Origin of the sequence: Butyrivibrio sp. M55, from assembly GCF_900116865.1 — a bacterium.
GTDB lineage: Bacteria > Bacillota > Clostridia > Lachnospirales > Lachnospiraceae > Butyrivibrio.
Genome location: NZ_FPCD01000022.1, coordinates 1 through 18,317 on the forward strand (window position 1 = coordinate 1; position 18,317 = coordinate 18,317).

An 18,317-nucleotide genomic window follows, 5' to 3' on the forward strand; every position below is an offset into this window, starting at 1 on the left:
CATCATCAGAGTTTCACTATCTACTGCTTTTTAAGTAAAAGAAAAACGCTGCGCCACAGCCTTGGCAGGCCGTCGCGCAGCGACTTAGTTCAATTCGAAGTTAATCGACAAATTCCGGTTTGTAGGAGTTCTTTTGCTGACAGATTACTTTCTATTGGATGGTGATAATGCATTATCTTTCAGAAAAGGAGATTAGAAATGAAGAATGAAGAACTCATGCCAAAGCGTCTTGGACGAACAACTATATATGAAAGTGAACATGTATGTTTGTATTCTGACAGAGTGGCTCAGCCAAGCGGACAAATAACAGAAAATTATTATCAGATTCATTATCCTAAGAAGGCTGTTGCAATTGTTATTTTTGATGAGGAAGATAACATCCTTCTTATTCATAATAGGAGATATACTGTGGACCGCATTGAATGGGAAGTGCCCGCAGGAAGGATTGAGTATGGCGAATCAAACGAAGCTGCAGCTAAAAGAGAAGCTATAGAAGAAACGGGATGCGAGCTGGCTGATTTGCATTATTTGTGCTCATATAATCCATCAAACGGAATGTCGGATTCTTTGATTCATTGTTTTGCAGCAAAAGTATCATCAGAAGGCGATTTTACAGATTTTGATGAGATAAGTAATAAAAAATGGTTTTCAAAACAAGAGTATATGGATTTGTTAAAAACAAATGGAACAATGGACGGTGTCACCATTTTAGCAATTTTATATGCGCTGCAGTTTTATAAATGAATACTCATAGGTAGAAAAGTTCTTTAGAGTTGTTTTGCCGGAGCTACGGAGTATCAAGGCAAAGGGTTAGATAACATGATGAATGAATACATTCTTGCAAAAAATTCAGATTTAGAAACTGTGTTTAACATAGTTCAAAATTCGATAAAAACCACATATCCTAAGTATTATCCTAAAGAGGTTGTTGATTTTTTTAGCAATTTGCACAGCAGGGAAAATATCCTAAAAGATATTGAGTGTGGTTTGGTTGGTGTCCTTTTGGTGGATGGAATTTGTGTTGGTACCGGTTGCTACAAGGATAATCATATTACCAGAGTATATGTTGAGCCGGAATATCAGGGAAAAGGATATGGCACATGTATCATGGATAGTTTGGAAAAAAATATATCTGAGAAATTTTCTACGGCAGTATTAGACGCATCTTTGCCGGCTTGTCATTTGTATGAAAAAAGGGGCTATAGAACTATTGAGCATTGCAAATATCCTGTTGAAAATGGCGCAATTCTTGTATATGAGATGATGGAAAAAGAACTCGCTTAGAACAATTTGAATATATAACATTGATTTGACGATACTGAGCGGTAATGGTAGTATAATAAATGAAAAAGGTGCTACCGATAGACGGTTAGCCCTAAAAATAGTTAAGTTTTAATAACCGCTCTAAGTTTGCAGGCTCGGGCGGTTATTTTTGTGTCTTGGAATCATGCTTTCCATGCATATAACCAAGACTATAGAAAGTCGCACACAGTGCAAGCACTGCGATAAGATCAGTGATGGTTTTACAGGAGAGAATATGAACTACAAAATAATAGATAAAGAAACATACTACAGAAAAGGCGTATTTCGCCACTTCTCAGAGGATTGCAAATGCTCGACTTCTATGACAGCCAGGATTGATGTTACAGATCTGGTTCTTTTTTCTAAAAAAGCAGGAACAAAGTTCTACATCAATTTCCTCTATATTCTTTCGAAGGTTCTCAATTCGCGAGACGATTACAGAATGGGGTATCTATGGCAAACGGACGAGCTGATCTGCTACGATGTGATCAATCCTACTCAGTATGTTTTTCACGAAGGTACCGAGACTTGTACTCCTGTATATACAAGATATGATGAGGACTATGAAAGTTTCTACGCAGATGCTTTGAAGGATGTTGAAGAGGCCAAGAAAACAAGAGAATATATGCTGGATATGGCCAATCATCCGAACTGGTTTGATGCATCGTACATATCATGGCTTTCCTATGATGCACTTAATATTGAACTTCCGGATGGACATTTGTTTTTTGCACCTATTATCAATTGGGGAAAATATCGCGAAGAGAACGGCAGACTTGTTATGCCTGTGAGTGTTCGATTGAATCATGCGATAGCTGATGGCTATCTGGTTGCGAATGTGTTCCGGCTTTTGGAAAAAGAGATTAAGTCTTTTGTGGGACCCTGATAATTATAAAAACATTTACGAGGACAACCATGTTGAAATTCATACACTTGTTTAAAAATTACTATCTGGGAATATCGCTTATAGGCGTTGCGGCATTTGCTATACAGGAGATTCCGTATATGATAATGCCACTGATAAAACCTGCATCTAATCCGATAATGAACATGCAAAATGAGATTAAATGGCTTGAAACGGTTCAGGGTATATTTGGATTTCTGTGCATGATTTTGCTGATGCTGATCGTGAGGGATGATGTGAAAATTTTTTCGATAGCATCTGCAAGAGAAAAAATCTTTTTCTGCTTAACCATTCTAATGATACTGATAAATTTTGTGGGATGGGCATTTTATTACAGCGGATATCAACGTGGATGGTTGATAGTATTAAGCCAATTCGCGGCGGTTCCTTTGTACTATCTTTTCTTTGGATTGTGGAAGAGCAATTATCTATTGGTTGGAGCGACAGGCCCGTTCTTTTTGATTCATACGATAAATGGAATTTTGAATTTTTTGGTGAGGAAGTAAATTTTTTCACGAAGGTGATGACTATGGATATGACTTTAAATAGAGAGAAGAAAATAGTGGAGTATTTGGAAAAGACGTACAATCCTACTGCAATTATCAAGTACGGATCATATGCTGATGGTAGTGCCAATGAGAATAGCGATTTTGATGCGCTTGTGATTGCCGGAGATGTTGAACAGCATGATTCGTCTGTAGTTGCGGATGCTGTTTTGGATGTTTGGATTTATCCTGAGAAAAAGTTTTTTTCTGAGTATGATCCCGAGAAATTTCTGCAAGTGTTTGATGGCATTATAATTCAGGATCAGAATGGAGTGGCAGAAAAATTAATAAGAAAAGTAAATGAGCATATAGACCAAACTCCGGCAAAATCTGACGCTGAGATAGAGCAAGAGATTAAGTGGTGTGAAAAGATGCTTGCAAGAACTGTCAGAGAGGATGCGGAAGGCTATTATAGGTGGCATTGGCTTCTTATGGACAGTCTGGAAATCTATTTTGATATAAAGCATTTGTATTACCATGGCCCTAAAAAAGCACTGCGGTTTATGAAGGAAAATGATCTGGTGGCATTTGACGTATACTTTCGTGCATTAAAAGAGATGAATCGAGACAATCTGGCTCAGTGGATTAGAGCGCTGAGGGATATGAAATAAGAGGCGCAACATCAACCTGACAAATCTTCGCAAACGAGGAAATGTACCTAATCCGGATCTCGTCCATAATGGACTGTGTAAGAGGGAGAACAAAAGCATGGAATGGATCGAAGCATTACAAAAAGCCATCACGTATATGGAGGAGCATCTTCTCGAGGAGATCAACTATGAAGACGTAGCGAAGCAGGTGCACACGTCGAGCTACGAGTTTCACAGGGCTTTCAGTTTCGTGACGGGCTTAACGGCCAACGCGTATATAAGAAACCGTCGCTTGTCTTTGGCGGGAAAAGAACTTGTGGAGACCGATGCGAAGATTACCGATCTGGCGATGAAGTATGGATATGAGACACCGGAAAGTTTTACCAAAGCGTTTACAAGATTTCATGGTGTTGCGCCCAAAACTGCCAGAGAAGAAGCCGGCAAACTTGTGCTTTTTAATCCGCTTACGATTACTATATCTGTGAAAGGTGGTAAGAGTATGGATTATCGCATTGTTCAAACAAAGGAAAAGAAGTTTATAGCACTGGCAAGAGAGTTCAGCAACGGTATCATTAACGACGAAGCAAACCACGATGTGGCGGACTTCTGGGGAGAGTGCAACAGTAAGCAGATGCTTTCTCATATACAAATGCTGAGAGAGGACGGAAAGCGCGACCTATACGGTCTTTGCAGTCCGACGAAAGAAGGGAAAGATACTTTCGAATATGGCATAGGTATCATCATAGATGAGGATACCGAAGAGTTTGACCGGAAAGATCTTGAGAAAAAAGGTTTCAGAATCTGGGACGTCAATCCCGGTACCTATGTAGTTTTTGACTGTGTGGGTGAAGACGGTGATTGTATCGCAAAGACCTGGGTGAAGTTTTATAAAGAGTTTTTGCCGCAGATGGGCTATGAAGCTTCTGAAGAGACGGACTACGAGCTTTACTATGATGGTACAAGACCTGATATATTCTGCGAGTTGTGGATTCCAATCAAGAAGAAGTAAGGAATAAAAATATAATTGACAAATACCCCTATAGGGTATATATTGGTCGAAAGATTAATATACCCTATGGGGGTATTTGTGTTATAAATATATGCTATAAAGGAGGTTCAATATGTCGGATAACATAAACGAACAAAACGAAATGGGAGGCTGTTGTCCACACTGTTCAGGTAAACATAAAGACAGAGAAGATAAAGAAAAAAGAGATCTCATGAACAGATTAAAAAGAATAGAGGGGCAGGTTCGCGGAGTTGAGGGAATGCTTGAAAGCGATGCTTACTGTACGGATATTCTTATGCAGGTATCGGCAATCACATGCGCACTTAACAGTTTTAATAAGGTGCTTCTTGCCAATCACATGAGAACCTGTGTTGCCGACAATATCAGGGAAGGCAATGATGAGGTCATCGATGAGCTTGTGGTTACGCTTCAAAAGCTTATGAAGTAAAGAAGGTGATATAAATATGGAACAATATAATGTTACAGGAATGAGCTGCGCTGCTTGCCAGGCCAGGGTTGAGAAGGCTGTAAGTGCCGTGGAGGGAGTCAGCAACTGTGCTGTGAGCCTTCTTACCAATTCCATGGGTGTTGAGGGCAGCGCATCTTCAGATGAAATAATAAAAGCAGTCGAAGCTGCAGGCTACGGCGCAAGTCTTAAAAACGTCAAAACAAAAACAGCAAATGCAGGAAGCTTCGAAAATGAGCTTAAAGATACAGAGACACCGAAGTTAAAAAAGCGTCTGATAGCTTCAATTATTTTTTTGATACCGCTTATGTATGTATCTATGGGACATATGCTGTGGGATTGGCCGTTGCCTGGATTTCTTGACGGTAATCACGTGGCGATGGGACTTTATCAGCTGTTACTATCCGGATTTATCCTGGTGATAAATCAGAAGTTTTTTATAAGCGGCTTTAAAGGAATCGTGAATAGGACACCGAATATGGATACTTTGGTGGCTCTTGGTGCTACAGCTTCATACGTATACAGCGTAGCCGTATTGTTTGCCATGACTGCAGCTGTATTGGCAGGTGATGAAGAGCTGATAAAGCAATTGATGAACAGTTTCTATTTTGAAACAGCGGCCACAATACTTACGCTTATTACAGTTGGGAAAACTCTGGAGGCCGGATCTAAGGGCAAAACTACCGATGCGTTGAAGGCACTTATGAAACTGGCGCCAAAGACTGCTGTGATACTTGACGGCGATAAAGAGAAAACAGTCGGAATAGATGAAGTAAATGTCGGAGACAGATTTGTTGTAAGGCCCGGCGACAGCATACCGGTAGACGGTATTGTTGCCGAAGGTGAGAGCGCGGTAAACGAAGCTGCACTTACGGGTGAAAGTCTTCCGGTTGAGAAACAGGTGGGCGATAAGGTATCTGCGGCAACGATAAACACTTCGGGGTATATGATATGTGAAGCAACAAGAGTTGGAGAAGATACGACGCTTGCAGGAATTATCCGCATGGTAAGTGATGCTGCGGCTACAAAAGCTCCCATTGCAAAGATTGCAGACAGAGTTTCGGGAGTGTTTGTACCTGTGGTTATAGGAATCTCTTTTGTCACATTTGTAATATGGCTTATTGTAGGACAGACTTTCGGTTATGCCATAGCAAGAGCGGTATCTGTGCTTGTTATAAGCTGTCCGTGTGCGCTCGGACTTGCGACTCCTGTAGCGATAATGGTTGGAAACGGTGTAGGCGCCAAGAGCGGAATCTTGTTCAAGACGGCGGAGTCTCAGGAACTTACCGGAAGAACGCAGATAGTTGCTCTTGATAAAACGGGAACTATCACAACGGGAATCATGCGTGTAACCGATGTGATACCCATGGAGGGTATAAGCAGAGAAGAGCTTCTTTCGTTTGCTTATTCGCTGGAGGCAAAAAGTGAGCATCCTATTTCAAAGGCGATAGTTGAACATGCAGAAGCAGATAACACCAAATTACAGGATACTACCGAGTTTGAGACTTTGCCGGGAAACGGCCTAAGAGCAAAGACTGGTGGAGCTGTTATTGCAGGCGGAAATACAGGGTTCATTTCCGGATTGGTAAAAAAAATCGGAGATGAGCAGAAAACTTTGACGGATAATCTGGCTTCGCAGGGTAAAACACCGATTCTTTTTGCAAAGGATAATGAGCTGATCGGTATGATAGCTGTCGCTGATACGATAAAAGATGATTCGGCAAAAGCAATCGCGCAGCTTAAAAATATGGGACTTCATGTGGCAATGCTTACCGGAGATAACGAGATTACCGCAAATGCTATAGCAAAGCAGGCAGGTGTTGATGAGGTTATTGCGGGAGTGGAGCCTTCCGGAAAAGAAAATGTGATCAGACAGCTTATGGAGAAGGGCAAGGTTGCCATGGTAGGTGATGGAATCAATGATGCTCCTTCGCTTACAAGAGCAGACATAGGTATTGCAATAGGAGCAGGGACAGATGTTGCCATTGATGCGGCAGATGTTGTTCTTATGAAGGGAAGCTTACTTGATGTGGCTGCTGCGATAAGGATTTCCAAGGCGACTATACGCAATATTCATGAAAATCTTTTTTGGGCATTCTTTTATAATGTTATTGGAATACCTCTTGCGGCCGGATGTTATGTGGTTTTATTCGGATGGACGATGAATCCTGTGTTTGGCGCAGCTGCGATGGGACTTTCGAGCTTCTGTGTTGTATCAAATGCCCTTCGGCTTAATTTGCTTAAAGTATATGATACTAAGAAAGATAAGAGGATTAAAAAAGCTGAAGATGCGGGATATGAGTATGTTGGTATTGTTTCATAAAAGATAAAGAGGAAAAATGTGATGGCTATGAAACATATAATTTTGACAATTGATGGTATGTCCTGTATCAACTGTCAAAATAAAATCGAGAAAAAAATAAAGCAAACAAAGGGAATCAGTAATGTAAACGTATCATACAGTAAAGGTACGGCAGATTTTAACTATGATCCGGAAAAGATTTCCGTTGAAAAAATCTCGGATATTATTGATGAACTTGGGTACAGAGTAGTCGGGAAAAGACAGAAGCGTGCAGAATTATTAAGGGCTGCTGAAACATTGTCTTTTATCGTTTTGCTATATATATTGCTTCAACGAACGGGGATTTTAAATATGCTTGTTCCGGCAAAACTTGCTGATTCAGGAATGAGTTATGGAATGCTGTTTGTTGTGGGAGTGCTTACTTCTGTACACTGTGTTGCCATGTGCGGAGGAATCAATCTGTCACAAAGCATTAGGACTGATGGAGAAAGTAAAACGTTATCGGGACCGTTACTTTACAATATAGGAAGGGTAATCTCATATACCGTCATCGGTTTTATACTGGGAATGATTGGAATGCTCGCAACAGGCGGTAATAGTGCAGGAATCCCGATTGCTTTACAGGGGATGTTGAAAATATTGGCAGGAATAATCATGGTTATCATGGGAATCAATATACTTGGTATTATTCCGGGACTCAGGAGATTTCAGATCAGAATACCTACTGCACTTACAAGGAAAATAAACAGTGTAAGGCGGAGTGAAAAACGTCCGTTGATTGTTGGACTTCTGAATGGCCTAATGCCATGCGGACCGCTGATGTCGATGCAGATTATTGCGCTTGCTTCGGGAAATCCTGTGGCGGGAGCGTTGTCTATGTTAATGTTTAGTCTTGGTACCGTTCCGCTTATGCTCGGGCTTGGGTCATTTATATCGGCAATCGGTAAGAAATATACAGGTCAGGTTATTAAAGCCGGAGGAATACTGGTTGTTGTTCTGGGGCTTGCAATGTTTACTCAGGGCCTTGGACTTGCAAGGATAAAACCTGTATCTGATGAAAAAATAGCTCAAACTATTGAAGATGATACAGATGATTCATTGGACGCTTTGGCATCGCCCGGAACGGATGAGGTTCAACTGGTTGAAAGCACTTTGGAGCTTGGAAAGTACCCGGAAATTACTGTATATAGCGGAATACCTGTAAGGTGGACTATCAATGCTTCGGAGGATGTCATAAATGGTTGTAACTACAGGATGTTATTAACTGAGTATGATATAGTTCATGATTTTTCTCCCGGAGAGAATGTAATTGAGTTTACACCAGGTGAGCCCGGAACCGTGCAGTATTCCTGCTGGATGGGGATGGTGTATGGAAAGATAAATATAGTAGAAAAGACAGCGTGATTTTTTTTAAGCCTAAAGCATATTGACATAGTAGGTAAATAGGAATACTATTTTCTTTTTCAATATAGTTTTTAAGGAAGGATAAAAGAAAATGCTTAATCAGTTTTCCAGAACACAGTTGCTACTTGGACAGGAAGGGATGGAATCTTTATATAAAAAGAAAGTAGCTGTCTTTGGAATCGGAGGTGTGGGCGGATATGTTTGTGAAGCGCTTGTTCGCAGCGGTATCGGCTCTTTTGACCTGATAGATGATGATAAGGTCTGTCTGACTAATTTGAACAGGCAGATAATTGCAACCAGAAAAACGGTTGGTAAGTACAAAGCAGAGGTTATGAAGGAAAGGATGCTGGAGATAAATCCGGATGCAGATATCGAAATTCATAAATGCTTTTTCTTGCCGGAAAATGCCGATGAATTTCCGTTTCATGAGTATGATTATATAGTGGATGCAGTTGATACCGTAACGGCCAAGATTGAGTTGATCCTTAGGGCGCAAAAAGAAAATGTACCGATAATCAGTGCTATGGGGGCGGGCAATAAGCTTGATGCAGGAAGATTTAAGGTTGCAGATATTTATGAAACAAGGGTCTGTCCGCTTGCCAGAGTCATGAGAAGGGAATTGAAGAAAAGAAATGTCAAGAAACTAAAGGTTGTTTATTCAGATGAACAGCCGATACGCCCTCTTGAAGATATGTCAATCAGTTGTAGAACACATTGTATATGCCCGCCCGGAGCGCAACATAAGTGTACCGAGCGAAGAGACATTCCGGGAAGTACAGCTTTTGTCCCTGCCGTAGCCGGCCTTCTTATCGCGGGTGAGATTGTAAAAGATTTGAGTAAGCAGTGAAATACTTTTTAGGAAAAGGAAATAGTGCTATAGTTATAAAGTACCAAGCGTAACAAATACGGGAGGTACTTTTTTTATAGTATTCACAAGATTATAATATGTTGAGAAAAAAATATTATTGGTGAGTGGGGTCTATGAAAGCTGTAAAAACCAAAAAAAATAAAAGAACTAAAACGCAGATTAAAAATTTAAAGGATATACCGCGCGCAGAACTGGGAGTTGGAGCGTATGATCCTCTGTGGCAAATGTTGGGCATGTGGATGCTTTTTGCATTCTTTATATTTGCTTTTGTTATTTGGGAGAAAGATGGACACGTCAGTTCCGGAACAAAAGTCATCACAGTCATATTGTTTGTGCTGGGAGTATATCTGATTTCTTTGAAAAAAGTGTTTAGAGAAAAAATGAATGGGCGTGTACTTAGAATGAACCCGGAAGGAATCATATATGAGTGGCCGTTTGGAATTACAAAACAGCACAGCTATAGTGAATGGGCGGAATCTATAAATGCAGGACACTATCGCATAGGAAGTCGTGGCATTGAATTCCGGCTGGGATTTGAGAAGATAGTTTTCTTTTATAATGTGGCTCTTTTAGGTGAGCGAAAAAAGGCGGAAGAACGATATGAAATGTTCGTTGATTATTTGGCTAAAGTAGATCCAATGCTCAGGGAAAAATTACCGAAGTTCACGAAGGAAAACATCGATCTGCTTGATAAGCGTTGTTTTTATCACAGGAGTCGTAAACATCAACTGATAGTAATGTTTTTTAACATGTTTCTATTTCTTATATTGATTATCTCAGGTGGATATAAGGGAGCAGTCACTGCAGCATATTTTTGCGGAATAATTGAAATATTTGTTTTATATTTTTTGTTCAAAGGTGCTTATTACAATTATAAAAATGAAATGGAAATCAGAGAAAAAATGCCGGATGAGACCGGATTGGTACGAGATGATGGCATTGGAATTTTAAGGCCATACTGGGGATTTATATATTTAGTTTTGGTGTTTGGAATAAACTATGCCATACAGTGTGCTTTTTTATGGTTGTAATATGTTGGAAGACTTTCATTAGCATAATGACTGATATAGGTAGATAAATATGATTCGTGAAAAATTATATGAATTAAAAAAGTGGAAGGGCGTTGTACATACGACATGGAATCCAAACGGACCCGGTGTGATCAGAATTCATATGATTCCGCCAAAATTTAGAGTATTTCATTTTGCACCTTCTACGGTTATTTTAAATGGCCGGGATGTTTTGCCAATCAATGAGGCATGGGCGATTCTTTTAACCGAGTTTGTCCATGGTGTTAATAGTTTTGGTGATGGACAGATGAGCCGGGAAATTCTTGATGATATTTTGCTGGGGGTTTTTCATCGCGTAAGAAAAGTATATCCGACTGTATCGGACGAGCTTCTGAAAGAAGATTTGCAAACTATTGTCAGCACTTTTGATGAGATTGCAAGAAATGAGCTTCCCGCTATTGATATAGGAATAATGAGTCTTTCTGAGTATGCGCCTCATATGACAGCACCGCATAGAATGGACCTTATGGTATCGGCCATGACAAAAGACGGCAACTGGGCATGTAATCAGCATTGTCTTCATTGTTACGCCGCAGGCCAAAAATATGCGGAAACTAAAGAGCTTTCAACTGATGAGTGGAAGAAGATAATTGATCGTTGTAAGGTTGCAAGAATACCACAGCTTACTTTTACCGGTGGTGAGCCTACTTTACGAAAAGATTTAGTTGAGCTGATTCGATATTCGCGATGGTTTGTGACGCGATTAAATACTAACGGAATACTTCTGACAGAGCAGTTATCGAAGGATTTGATGGACGCTGAACTTGACAGTGTTCAGGTAACTTTGTATTCGCATATTGAAGAAGTGCATAATGAGCTGGTTGGTTCAAAGCATTTCAATGATACGATAAACGGAATAAAAAATGCGTTGGCAGCAGGTTTGAATTTAAGTGTTAATACGCCCTTATGTTCACTTAATAAGGATTATGTGGGGATGCTGGAGTTTTTGCATGAGCTAGGTGTGAGATATGTGACCTGTTCAGGTTTGATTGTTACGGGAAATGCTACTTCGGATGCATCAAGACAATCCCAGCTTACAAGTGATGAATTATATGAAATATTACGGGCTGCAAAAGAATATACCGACAGTCATGACATGGAAATAGATTTTACATCTCCGGGATGGATTGATAGCGGAAAATTAGCGCAGCTTCACATGGTCGTACCAAGTTGCGGGGCATGTCTTAGCAATATGGCAATTAATCCGGACGGTAGGGTAATACCATGTCAAAGCTGGCTATCCGATGATACTCTTGGCGATATGCTCAAGGATTCTTGGAAGAAAATTTGGAATGGGCGAAAATGTAAGAAAATTCGAATGGAGTCTGCAAAGGCTGAAGGAATATGCCCTCTTCGTAAAATGAATGAAGGGGAGGTAGTACATGAATAAAAGAATATTTGGGTTTGCTGTTGCAATAATCTTTTTTGCAAGTTTGTTATACTGCCCGGTTATAAAGGCGGCAAAACCTTTAGATCACATTCATGATTATGAAGTGACGGTAGATATGCGTAAAGATGGTTCCTGTGATATTTCATATCATATTGTTTGGGAAGTATTGGACAGTGAATCAGAAGGACCGTTAACGTGGATAGAGGTCGGAATAGCCAATAAATATGCCGATGAATATAAAGCGATTTCCGATAATATTGATTCCATAAGATATTACAGTGATGGTGGCGATTACGTAAGGCTTGACCTGGATAAAAGATATAAGGCAGGCGAAACACTGGTACTTGATTTCTCGCTGCATCAGAAAAATCTTTTTACAATGGAAAAAGATTGTGCCAACTATAAATTTACTCCGGGATGGTTTCCGGATACGCCTGTAGATAAATTGGTAGTTCGTTGGAATACTGAGGATGTTTTGTCTGTCGAAGGTAATCCAAAGCTTGAGAACGGATATTATGTTTGGGTTAATGATGCCGGCGGATATAATTTGAAAGAAACAGTAAAGCTTTCTTATGACATAAATCAATATGACTATATGTCGGGAAATGTAAGCGACAAATCTTCGAATACCCGGCATGGAGATGACAGTAGCGGATTATATACTGACGAGGACAAGCGATTATGCAGCATTATGTTATTGGTTATACCATTAGGCGGATTGCTTATATTCATTGTCCTTATGAGTATGTTTGAGACGGTACGTGAAGACGGATATACGGAAAAAAGAGGACTTGGTGCAAAGTTTTATACAGGTCAGGATTTTAAAGACAGCACAAGTAGTCGTTACCACGGTCATGGCGGTGGCGGCGGATGTGCTTGCGCCTGTGCTTGTGCCTGCGCTTGCGCGGGAGGTGGCCGCGCCGGTTGCTCCAGAAAAGATTTTTATGGTACCAAGCTGTATACTAAGGATATTTACGATGCGCTGAAGAAATAAGGGGCATGGACAGAATAAAATGCAATTTAGGCTCGGAGGAGAATATTGATCAGACACGTTGAAAATCAAGATAAAGAATCAGGGTACACTTATGAAAATCAGCTTTTGGAAGCGGCAAAAAAATACATGATATTCCTGATAGGCTTATTTGTTGCATCGTTAGGAGTCGCTTTTTCAACAAAAGCAGGGCTTGGGACATCTCCGGTATCTTCGATACCATATTCAATTTCGCTTATTAGTTCGATTTTTACATTTGGTGGCTGGTTGAATCTGCTTAGTGTTATACAGATCGGTACACAGATTGTTTTGCTTAAAGGAAAGTGCAATTATGTAGAAATAGCGATTCAGACTGTACTTGCTTTTGTCTATGGTTATTTGACCGATTTTTCATGCGGGTTAATAAAAAATCTTACAGTACCGAGTTATTATATGCAGGTCGTGTTTATGCTGCTAGGTTGTTTCATTCTTTCGTTTGGAATCTGGATTCAGTTTAAAGGCGGTGTTGCCATGCTTCCCGGAGAAGCGATGAATAGGGCAATTAGCAAAGTGACAGGTAAAAGATATGAAGATATTAAGGTGTTTTTTGACATTCTTTATATTGTTATATCTGCAATTATCTGTCTGACATTCTTGCATGAATTAAAAGGAGTACGTGAGGGTAGTATTTTTGCCGCGTTTGCTGTCGGTAATATAATCAGGTTTATGAATCATATATATGACAGTAAAATACGCTATGGGAGGAGGAAGTAATGATCGATCTTGATTTGTTTGTAAAAAATAATTTTCCTAAAATAAAAGAAGTTGGATTAGCTGCGGGGGCAGATGAAGCCTCGGTAGTAGCCGCTTTGAAAAAATATCCAATGGATATGCTTGAAGACATAGGTGAAGAGGGGATTGTCACCTTCATGTTATTTGAAGTGCCGTTTTCAGATGCATTCCTTACGGACTTCGAAGGCATCGGTTATGAAGAGTTCTTAAACAAGATTCAAGATATTTCAGCCGGAGAATTGTCTTTTGTCGATGTAAAAGATAATGTTTCGGAAGATACTCTTGAAAAAGGAATCGGAACAAGTGAAGTGTCTTTTAAATGTAACGGGGAATCGTTCAGCTATACAGCCAAGGTCTATTACGACTGGTTTGATGTTAAATTCATATCTTTTTTAAATACTGTTCTTGAGAAAAAGGGGATTGAGAAAAGACTGATAGTTTTTGGTGACCCTAACGGAACTTTTATTACATACAAAAAGCCTGGGTTCGTTAAGAAGTTCAAGGAAGTCTTCCCGATGCTGAAGGCTGATATAGCATAAGGTGGTGGAAAGTTTAGTGCCTAAAAACGTAATCTACCAAGCCGGAGGGATAGATGGAATTTAGAAGATTGACAGAACAAGATTTGCAGTCACTGCTTGAGTTATACAAACAACTTCAACCTGATGATTCTTTATCTGTAGAAAAAAGTAAGACCGTGTGGAAGGAAATTGAGAATAATCCGAATATTCAATATTTTGGAGCGGTTGATAACGGCAAGGTGGTGTCTACTTGTTATGCGGTATATATTCCTAATCTTACAAGAAACAATAGGGGCATATGCTTTATTGAAAATGTAGTGACGGATGAGAAATACAGAAATCGGGGGCTGGCGTCAAAGGTCATCGATATGGCTGTAGCATATGCGAAAGAGAAGGATTGCTATAAGGTTATTCTTCAAAGCGGAAGTGCACGGGGAGAGGCGCATAGATTTTACGAAAGCAAAGGATTTGACGGTGATTCAAAAAAGGCATTTGATATGAGACTATGATAATGTTTCGGGGAGGTTCTTTGTATGGGGAAAGAATTGTATATCAAGAAGTTAAAGCCTTTTCTATATCTTATGGATGAGGCGCACGAAGCGACGGGGTACATAGTTGTAGGCGATGAAAGAGTTTGCGTGATCGATACAATGAATGGCTATAATGACCTTTACAAGGTTGTCAGGGAAATTACGGACAAGCCGATTATTGTCGTAAACACGCATGGTCATCCGGATCATATCTTTGGGAATGTATACTTTGATGAGGCATACATGAATCCCAGGGATTTTGAGATGGCATCGTCTTTTTTTAATGAGCCGGAATTTGTGAAGATTTGTAATAAGCACGGCTTATCGGTTCCGCCTCTTAAGCCTATCAAGGACGGTGATGTGATAGATCTTGGTGGGAAGACACTTGAAGTATATGAACTTCCGGGACATACTCCCGGCGGAATTCTTTTGCTGTTAAAGGAGGAAAGAATTCTTTTTACAGGTGATTCCGTCAACCATCATTTATGGATGCAACTGGACGGCTGTTCTGAGATGAAGGAATACGTGAAGGCTCTTGATAAGATCATGTTCCTGGAAAAAGTGGCTGATGTGATACTGCACGGGCATGCGACAGGCTTTGATGATATATCGTTGCTTAGGTGCATGAGACAAGGCGCAGTTGAGATATGCAACGGCGAAACAGAAAATGATCAGCCCTACGAGTGGTTCGGAGGCGTGGCAAAACAGCATCCGTTCAAGCTTGAAGCAGGGAAGGTGTATGACAGATATGAGAGCGTGATATGCTACAGAAAGTAGGTGGGATAGAATGATTAGTTCATTGATGGAATACGATGGATATAATGCAAAAGTAGAGTTTGACAGTGAAAATCAGATTTTCATAGGTCATGTACTGGGAATCAATGATTCTTTGAATTTTCATGGAAAGTCAGTAAAAGAGCTAACTCAGTCAATGCGCGATTGCATAGATAATTACAGTGATTACTGCAAACAGGTTGGGAAAGAACCTGCAAGTTTATAGGATATTCAAGGTGAAAATTTGTTTTTCTTTATGCTGCTTATAACACTATAAGGAGAGTATAAAAATGGATAACTTTGTAGATGCATTATTGTCTCCCAAAACTGATAAAATCCCAGATGAATATGACTGGTTTGCACCGCTTATTGGTGATTGGGATTGTGATTACTATGATGAATTTACTGGTCAAAAAAGATATGTGAAAGGCGAATGGCTCTTTAGAAGAGTGCTTGAAGGTGCGGGGATACAGGATGTTTTTATATTTCCGTCGCGTGATACCAAAGAAACAGCACCACAACCGGATGGTGAATACGGCTCTTCTTTACGCATGTTTAATCATTTTGAGAATTGCTATGATGTTGTATATACTTGTGATCACTGCATGAAGAGACTGCGTTTTGATAAGAAAGGCAATAAACTTGTGGGAAAGGTTCTGGATGAAGAAAATACCTATTGGATTTTTTCTGATATTACTGACAACAGTTTTACGTGGAAGAATGTAATGATTTCAGATGATGGTACTTATACTCTTGATTGTGAAATACACGGAAAGCGTGTGAAGTAGTTTTAGTTAATGAGAATAGCTGATTAGTGGAGGAGCTAAGATAATGCTAAATATAAAGGTAAAAGAATTTCTCGAAGAAAAAGGTTTTGGAGACAGGCTTACAGAGCATGCGGAGACGATAGATACTGTCGAACATGCGGCGCAGCAGATTGGCTGCACGGAGTCTGAGATTGCAAAGACGTTGTCTTTTATTGTTGAGGAAAAGCCCGTGATAGTGGTAATGGCCGGTGATGGCAAGGTTAACAGTTCAAAGTTTAAAGCTGTTTTTCACACCAAGCCGCATATGATACCAAGAGACAGAGTAGAGGATATAACAGGATTTCAGCCCGGCGGAGTCTGCCCATTTGCTGTGCCCGAAGGAATTCCTATATGGCTGGATGTTTCCATGAAGAGATTTGAGTATGTGCATCCTGCAGGCGGAAATGAGTTTACATCTGTGAAGCTTACTCCCGGTGAGCTTGAGAAGATTACAGGTACGCAGGGATGGTGCGACGTTTGCAAAGGATGGGAAGAAGAGCTGGATGAAAGTAATTGTTTATAACAATGCATTAAAATCTCAACACAAGAATATGATCAGCGAAACGGCAGAAAAAGCCGGAGCTGAGGTTTGTTTTATAGAATCCGAAGATATGATTCCGGAAGGATTTAAGGATGCAGAGGTCTTTTATGGGACAGGCTTAAAAACAATCAGAAAGAGCAAACACATTAAGTGGTTCTGTGCGCCTTCTGCGGGGGTTGATTTTCTTTTGAAACCGGGTGTATTTGCAAATGAGGACTGCATCATTACCAATTCTGCCGGTGCATATGGAGTGAGCATTGCGGAACACATAATCATGGTTAGTCTTATGATGATGAGGCAGATGAATGTCTTTTTCAGAAAGTCTATTTCGGGAGAATGGGGAAAACCGTTGCTTCAGAAGTCGCTTAAAGACTGTAGGATTACGGTGCTTGGTACCGGTGATATCGGAAGTTGTTTTGCAAGAAGGGCGAGAGCGTTTGAACCTAAGAGTATTGTCGGAGTGTGTAGAAGCGGAAAATGCAGTGAAAGCTCTTTTGACAAGATATATAAAATTGATGAGCTTGATGAAGTGCTTCGGGATACCGAGCTGCTGGTTATGTGTCTTCCGGGAACTGCGGAGACTGAAGGAATTTTGTCAAAAGATAGGATGGCACTTTTGCCCCAAGGTGCATATATTGTGAATGTCGGACGTGGTTCGGCGATTGATGAAAGCGCACTTGTAGAGAATCTTGAGAGCGGAAAGCTTGCCGGAGCGGCACTTGATGTATTTGCAAACGAGCCGCTTCCGGAGGAGAGTCCCCTTTGGAATACTAAGAACCTGATTATAACGCCGCATGTGGCGGGCAATTTGACACTTGATCATACGCTGGATAAAAATGTTGAGATGTTTTGCGAGAATCTGGTAAATTACGCGGAAGGAAAGCCACTTAAGCATGTGGTTGATAAGGCGAGAGGGTATTGAGAAAGGCGAGGAGTGCGAAGGACGATTGACTGCGGAAGAGAAAAATGCCAAGTTAAGTCAAGTGACGTTGTTTAGGCGTATGACCGCAGGAGAAGGAAATGACAATCTGAGTCATATGGATTTGTGAGATGCTATGACTCTAGAAGATGAAAAAGCTAATCTAGGTCATATGGCTTAGCGAGATGCTATGACCCTAGAAGGTGAAAAAGCTAATTTAGGTCATATGTCTTTGCGAGGTGCTATGACCCTAGAAGGTGAAAAAGCTAATTTAGGTCATATGGCTTGCTGAGATGCTATGACCCTAGAAGGTGAAACAGCTGATTTAGGTCATATGGCTCGGCGAGATGCTATGACCCTAGAAGGCGAAAAAGCTGATTTAGGTCATATGTCTTGGCGAGCTGCTATGACCCTGGAAGGTGAAAAAGCTGATTTAGGTCATATGTCTTTGCGAGCTGCTATGACTCTGGAAGGTGAAAAAGTTGATTTAGGTCATATATCTTTGCGAGATACTATGACTCTGGAAGGTGAAAAAGCATATTTAGGTCATATGGCTTTGTGAGATGCAATGACCTTGGAAGAGGAAATTGCGGAATAGGGTCATACGCAGGAGCGGA

Annotated in this window: 22 protein-coding genes; all 22 read left to right on the forward strand. The window is 40.4% G+C overall.

Going from position 1 to position 18,317, the window contains the following annotated elements; genetic code table 11:
* The first annotated feature begins 198 nt into the window (after nucleotides 1-198).
* The 22 genes from BM398_RS15540 to BM398_RS15645 all read left to right on the forward strand — a co-directional run bounded on the left by BM398_RS15540 (nucleotide 199) and on the right by BM398_RS15645 (nucleotide 18,262).
* Nucleotides 199-744, forward strand: coding sequence for an NUDIX hydrolase (locus BM398_RS15540; protein ID WP_092339021.1), 546 nt, complete (start codon nucleotides 199-201; stop codon nucleotides 742-744).
* Nucleotides 745-819: 75 nt separating this feature from the next.
* Complete coding sequence (locus tag BM398_RS15545; protein WP_242949832.1) at nucleotides 820-1,284, forward strand: GNAT family N-acetyltransferase; 465 nt, start codon at nucleotides 820-822, stop codon at nucleotides 1,282-1,284.
* A gap of 148 nt (nucleotides 1,285-1,432) precedes the next feature.
* Nucleotides 1,433-2,188, forward strand: a complete 756-nt coding sequence (locus BM398_RS15550) for a CatA-like O-acetyltransferase, family 3 (RefSeq protein WP_330390600.1) — start codon at nucleotides 1,433-1,435, stop codon at nucleotides 2,186-2,188.
* Nucleotides 2,189-2,217: 29 nt separating this feature from the next.
* On the forward strand, nucleotides 2,218-2,712 hold the full coding sequence (locus BM398_RS15555; protein ID WP_092339025.1) for a hypothetical protein: 495 nt from the start codon (nucleotides 2,218-2,220) through the stop codon (nucleotides 2,710-2,712).
* A gap of 23 nt (nucleotides 2,713-2,735) precedes the next feature.
* Nucleotides 2,736-3,362 carry a nucleotidyltransferase domain-containing protein gene (locus BM398_RS15560; RefSeq protein WP_175531985.1) on the forward strand — a complete coding sequence of 209 codons (627 nt, stop codon included), beginning with the start codon at nucleotides 2,736-2,738 and terminating at the stop codon, nucleotides 3,360-3,362.
* A gap of 97 nt (nucleotides 3,363-3,459) precedes the next feature.
* Entirely contained in the window at nucleotides 3,460-4,350 is an 891-nt protein-coding gene (locus BM398_RS15565; protein WP_092339029.1) for an AraC family transcriptional regulator, read from the forward strand.
* Nucleotides 4,351-4,462: 112 nt separating this feature from the next.
* Nucleotides 4,463-4,798 (forward strand): metal-sensing transcriptional repressor, encoded by a 336-nt coding sequence (locus tag BM398_RS15570; RefSeq protein WP_092339031.1) that lies wholly within the window; start codon nucleotides 4,463-4,465, stop codon nucleotides 4,796-4,798.
* A 16-nt stretch (nucleotides 4,799-4,814) separates the two neighbouring features.
* Nucleotides 4,815-7,139, forward strand: coding sequence for a heavy metal translocating P-type ATPase (locus BM398_RS15575; protein ID WP_092339033.1), 2,325 nt, complete (start codon nucleotides 4,815-4,817; stop codon nucleotides 7,137-7,139).
* A 21-nt stretch (nucleotides 7,140-7,160) separates the two neighbouring features.
* Nucleotides 7,161-8,522, forward strand: a complete 1,362-nt coding sequence (locus BM398_RS15580) for an urease accessory protein UreH domain-containing protein (RefSeq protein WP_092339035.1) — start codon at nucleotides 7,161-7,163, stop codon at nucleotides 8,520-8,522.
* A 91-nt stretch (nucleotides 8,523-8,613) separates the two neighbouring features.
* Complete coding sequence (locus BM398_RS15585; protein WP_092339037.1) at nucleotides 8,614-9,369, forward strand: tRNA threonylcarbamoyladenosine dehydratase; 756 nt, start codon at nucleotides 8,614-8,616, stop codon at nucleotides 9,367-9,369.
* Between the two features lie 134 nt (nucleotides 9,370-9,503).
* Nucleotides 9,504-10,421, forward strand: coding sequence for a hypothetical protein (locus BM398_RS15590; protein WP_092339039.1), 918 nt, complete (start codon nucleotides 9,504-9,506; stop codon nucleotides 10,419-10,421).
* A 49-nt stretch (nucleotides 10,422-10,470) separates the two neighbouring features.
* On the forward strand, nucleotides 10,471-11,850 hold the full coding sequence (locus BM398_RS15595) for a radical SAM protein (RefSeq protein ID WP_092339041.1): 1,380 nt from the start codon (nucleotides 10,471-10,473) through the stop codon (nucleotides 11,848-11,850).
* Nucleotides 11,843-12,844, forward strand: a complete 1,002-nt coding sequence (locus tag BM398_RS15600; protein WP_092339043.1) for a hypothetical protein — start codon at nucleotides 11,843-11,845, stop codon at nucleotides 12,842-12,844. Before BM398_RS15595 ends, BM398_RS15600 begins: the two co-directional genes overlap by 8 nt.
* A gap of 45 nt (nucleotides 12,845-12,889) precedes the next feature.
* Nucleotides 12,890-13,594, forward strand: coding sequence for a YczE/YyaS/YitT family protein (locus BM398_RS15605; protein WP_242949833.1), 705 nt, complete (start codon nucleotides 12,890-12,892; stop codon nucleotides 13,592-13,594).
* The gene (locus BM398_RS15610; RefSeq protein WP_092339045.1) at nucleotides 13,594-14,151 is read left to right on the forward strand and encodes a hypothetical protein; all 558 of its coding nucleotides are present in this window, start codon (nucleotides 13,594-13,596) and stop codon (nucleotides 14,149-14,151) included. The genes BM398_RS15605 and BM398_RS15610 overlap by 1 nt, the downstream gene beginning before the upstream one ends.
* A gap of 53 nt (nucleotides 14,152-14,204) precedes the next feature.
* Nucleotides 14,205-14,639, forward strand: coding sequence for a GNAT family N-acetyltransferase (locus BM398_RS15615; protein WP_092339047.1), 435 nt, complete (start codon nucleotides 14,205-14,207; stop codon nucleotides 14,637-14,639).
* A 24-nt stretch (nucleotides 14,640-14,663) separates the two neighbouring features.
* Entirely contained in the window at nucleotides 14,664-15,437 is a 774-nt protein-coding gene (locus BM398_RS15620; protein WP_092339049.1) for an MBL fold metallo-hydrolase, read from the forward strand.
* 10 nt (nucleotides 15,438-15,447) lie between these two features.
* The gene (locus BM398_RS15625; RefSeq protein WP_175531986.1) at nucleotides 15,448-15,660 is read left to right on the forward strand and encodes a hypothetical protein; all 213 of its coding nucleotides are present in this window, start codon (nucleotides 15,448-15,450) and stop codon (nucleotides 15,658-15,660) included.
* A 64-nt stretch (nucleotides 15,661-15,724) separates the two neighbouring features.
* Nucleotides 15,725-16,222, forward strand: a complete 498-nt coding sequence (locus BM398_RS15630; RefSeq protein WP_092339052.1) for a hypothetical protein — start codon at nucleotides 15,725-15,727, stop codon at nucleotides 16,220-16,222.
* Between the two features lie 43 nt (nucleotides 16,223-16,265).
* Nucleotides 16,266-16,763, forward strand: a complete 498-nt coding sequence (locus BM398_RS15635; RefSeq protein WP_092339054.1) for a YbaK/EbsC family protein — start codon at nucleotides 16,266-16,268, stop codon at nucleotides 16,761-16,763.
* Nucleotides 16,744-17,703, forward strand: coding sequence for a D-2-hydroxyacid dehydrogenase (locus tag BM398_RS15640; protein ID WP_092339056.1), 960 nt, complete (start codon nucleotides 16,744-16,746; stop codon nucleotides 17,701-17,703). Before BM398_RS15635 ends, BM398_RS15640 begins: the two co-directional genes overlap by 20 nt.
* Before the next feature lie 295 nt (nucleotides 17,704-17,998).
* Nucleotides 17,999-18,262: a hypothetical protein gene (locus BM398_RS15645; protein ID WP_092339058.1), complete on the forward strand. Its 264-nt coding sequence runs from the start codon at nucleotides 17,999-18,001 to the stop codon at nucleotides 18,260-18,262.
* Nucleotides 18,263-18,317: the final 55 nt, after the last annotated feature.

What these genes read in the sequence shown, in the direction of transcription:
- BM398_RS15600 (WP_092339043.1), top strand. Translation starts at nt 11,843, where the DNA reads ATGAATAAAAGAATATTTGGGTTTGCTGTTGCAATAATCTTTTTTGCA.
- BM398_RS15630 (WP_092339052.1), top strand. Translation starts at nt 15,725, where the DNA reads ATGGATAACTTTGTAGATGCATTATTGTCTCCCAAAACTGATAAAATC.
- BM398_RS15625 (WP_175531986.1), top strand. Translation starts at nt 15,448, where the DNA reads ATGATTAGTTCATTGATGGAATACGATGGATATAATGCAAAAGTAGAG.
- BM398_RS15640 (WP_092339056.1), top strand. Translation starts at nt 16,744, where the DNA reads ATGAAAGTAATTGTTTATAACAATGCATTAAAATCTCAACACAAGAAT.
- BM398_RS15570 (WP_092339031.1), top strand. Translation starts at nt 4,463, where the DNA reads ATGTCGGATAACATAAACGAACAAAACGAAATGGGAGGCTGTTGTCCA.
- BM398_RS15615 (WP_092339047.1), top strand. Translation starts at nt 14,205, where the DNA reads ATGGAATTTAGAAGATTGACAGAACAAGATTTGCAGTCACTGCTTGAG.
- BM398_RS15555 (WP_092339025.1), top strand. Translation starts at nt 2,218, where the DNA reads ATGTTGAAATTCATACACTTGTTTAAAAATTACTATCTGGGAATATCG.
- BM398_RS15580 (WP_092339035.1), top strand. Translation starts at nt 7,161, where the DNA reads ATGGCTATGAAACATATAATTTTGACAATTGATGGTATGTCCTGTATC.
- BM398_RS15560 (WP_175531985.1), top strand. Translation starts at nt 2,736, where the DNA reads ATGGATATGACTTTAAATAGAGAGAAGAAAATAGTGGAGTATTTGGAA.
- BM398_RS15590 (WP_092339039.1), top strand. Translation starts at nt 9,504, where the DNA reads ATGAAAGCTGTAAAAACCAAAAAAAATAAAAGAACTAAAACGCAGATT.
- BM398_RS15540 (WP_092339021.1), top strand. Translation starts at nt 199, where the DNA reads ATGAAGAATGAAGAACTCATGCCAAAGCGTCTTGGACGAACAACTATA.
- BM398_RS15565 (WP_092339029.1), top strand. Translation starts at nt 3,460, where the DNA reads ATGGAATGGATCGAAGCATTACAAAAAGCCATCACGTATATGGAGGAG.
- BM398_RS15585 (WP_092339037.1), top strand. Translation starts at nt 8,614, where the DNA reads ATGCTTAATCAGTTTTCCAGAACACAGTTGCTACTTGGACAGGAAGGG.
- BM398_RS15595 (WP_092339041.1), top strand. Translation starts at nt 10,471, where the DNA reads ATGATTCGTGAAAAATTATATGAATTAAAAAAGTGGAAGGGCGTTGTA.
- BM398_RS15610 (WP_092339045.1), top strand. Translation starts at nt 13,594, where the DNA reads ATGATCGATCTTGATTTGTTTGTAAAAAATAATTTTCCTAAAATAAAA.
- BM398_RS15635 (WP_092339054.1), top strand. Translation starts at nt 16,266, where the DNA reads ATGCTAAATATAAAGGTAAAAGAATTTCTCGAAGAAAAAGGTTTTGGA.
- BM398_RS15545 (WP_242949832.1), top strand. Translation starts at nt 820, where the DNA reads ATGATGAATGAATACATTCTTGCAAAAAATTCAGATTTAGAAACTGTG.
- BM398_RS15575 (WP_092339033.1), top strand. Translation starts at nt 4,815, where the DNA reads ATGGAACAATATAATGTTACAGGAATGAGCTGCGCTGCTTGCCAGGCC.
- BM398_RS15620 (WP_092339049.1), top strand. Translation starts at nt 14,664, where the DNA reads ATGGGGAAAGAATTGTATATCAAGAAGTTAAAGCCTTTTCTATATCTT.
- BM398_RS15645 (WP_092339058.1), top strand. Translation starts at nt 17,999, where the DNA reads ATGACCCTAGAAGGTGAAACAGCTGATTTAGGTCATATGGCTCGGCGA.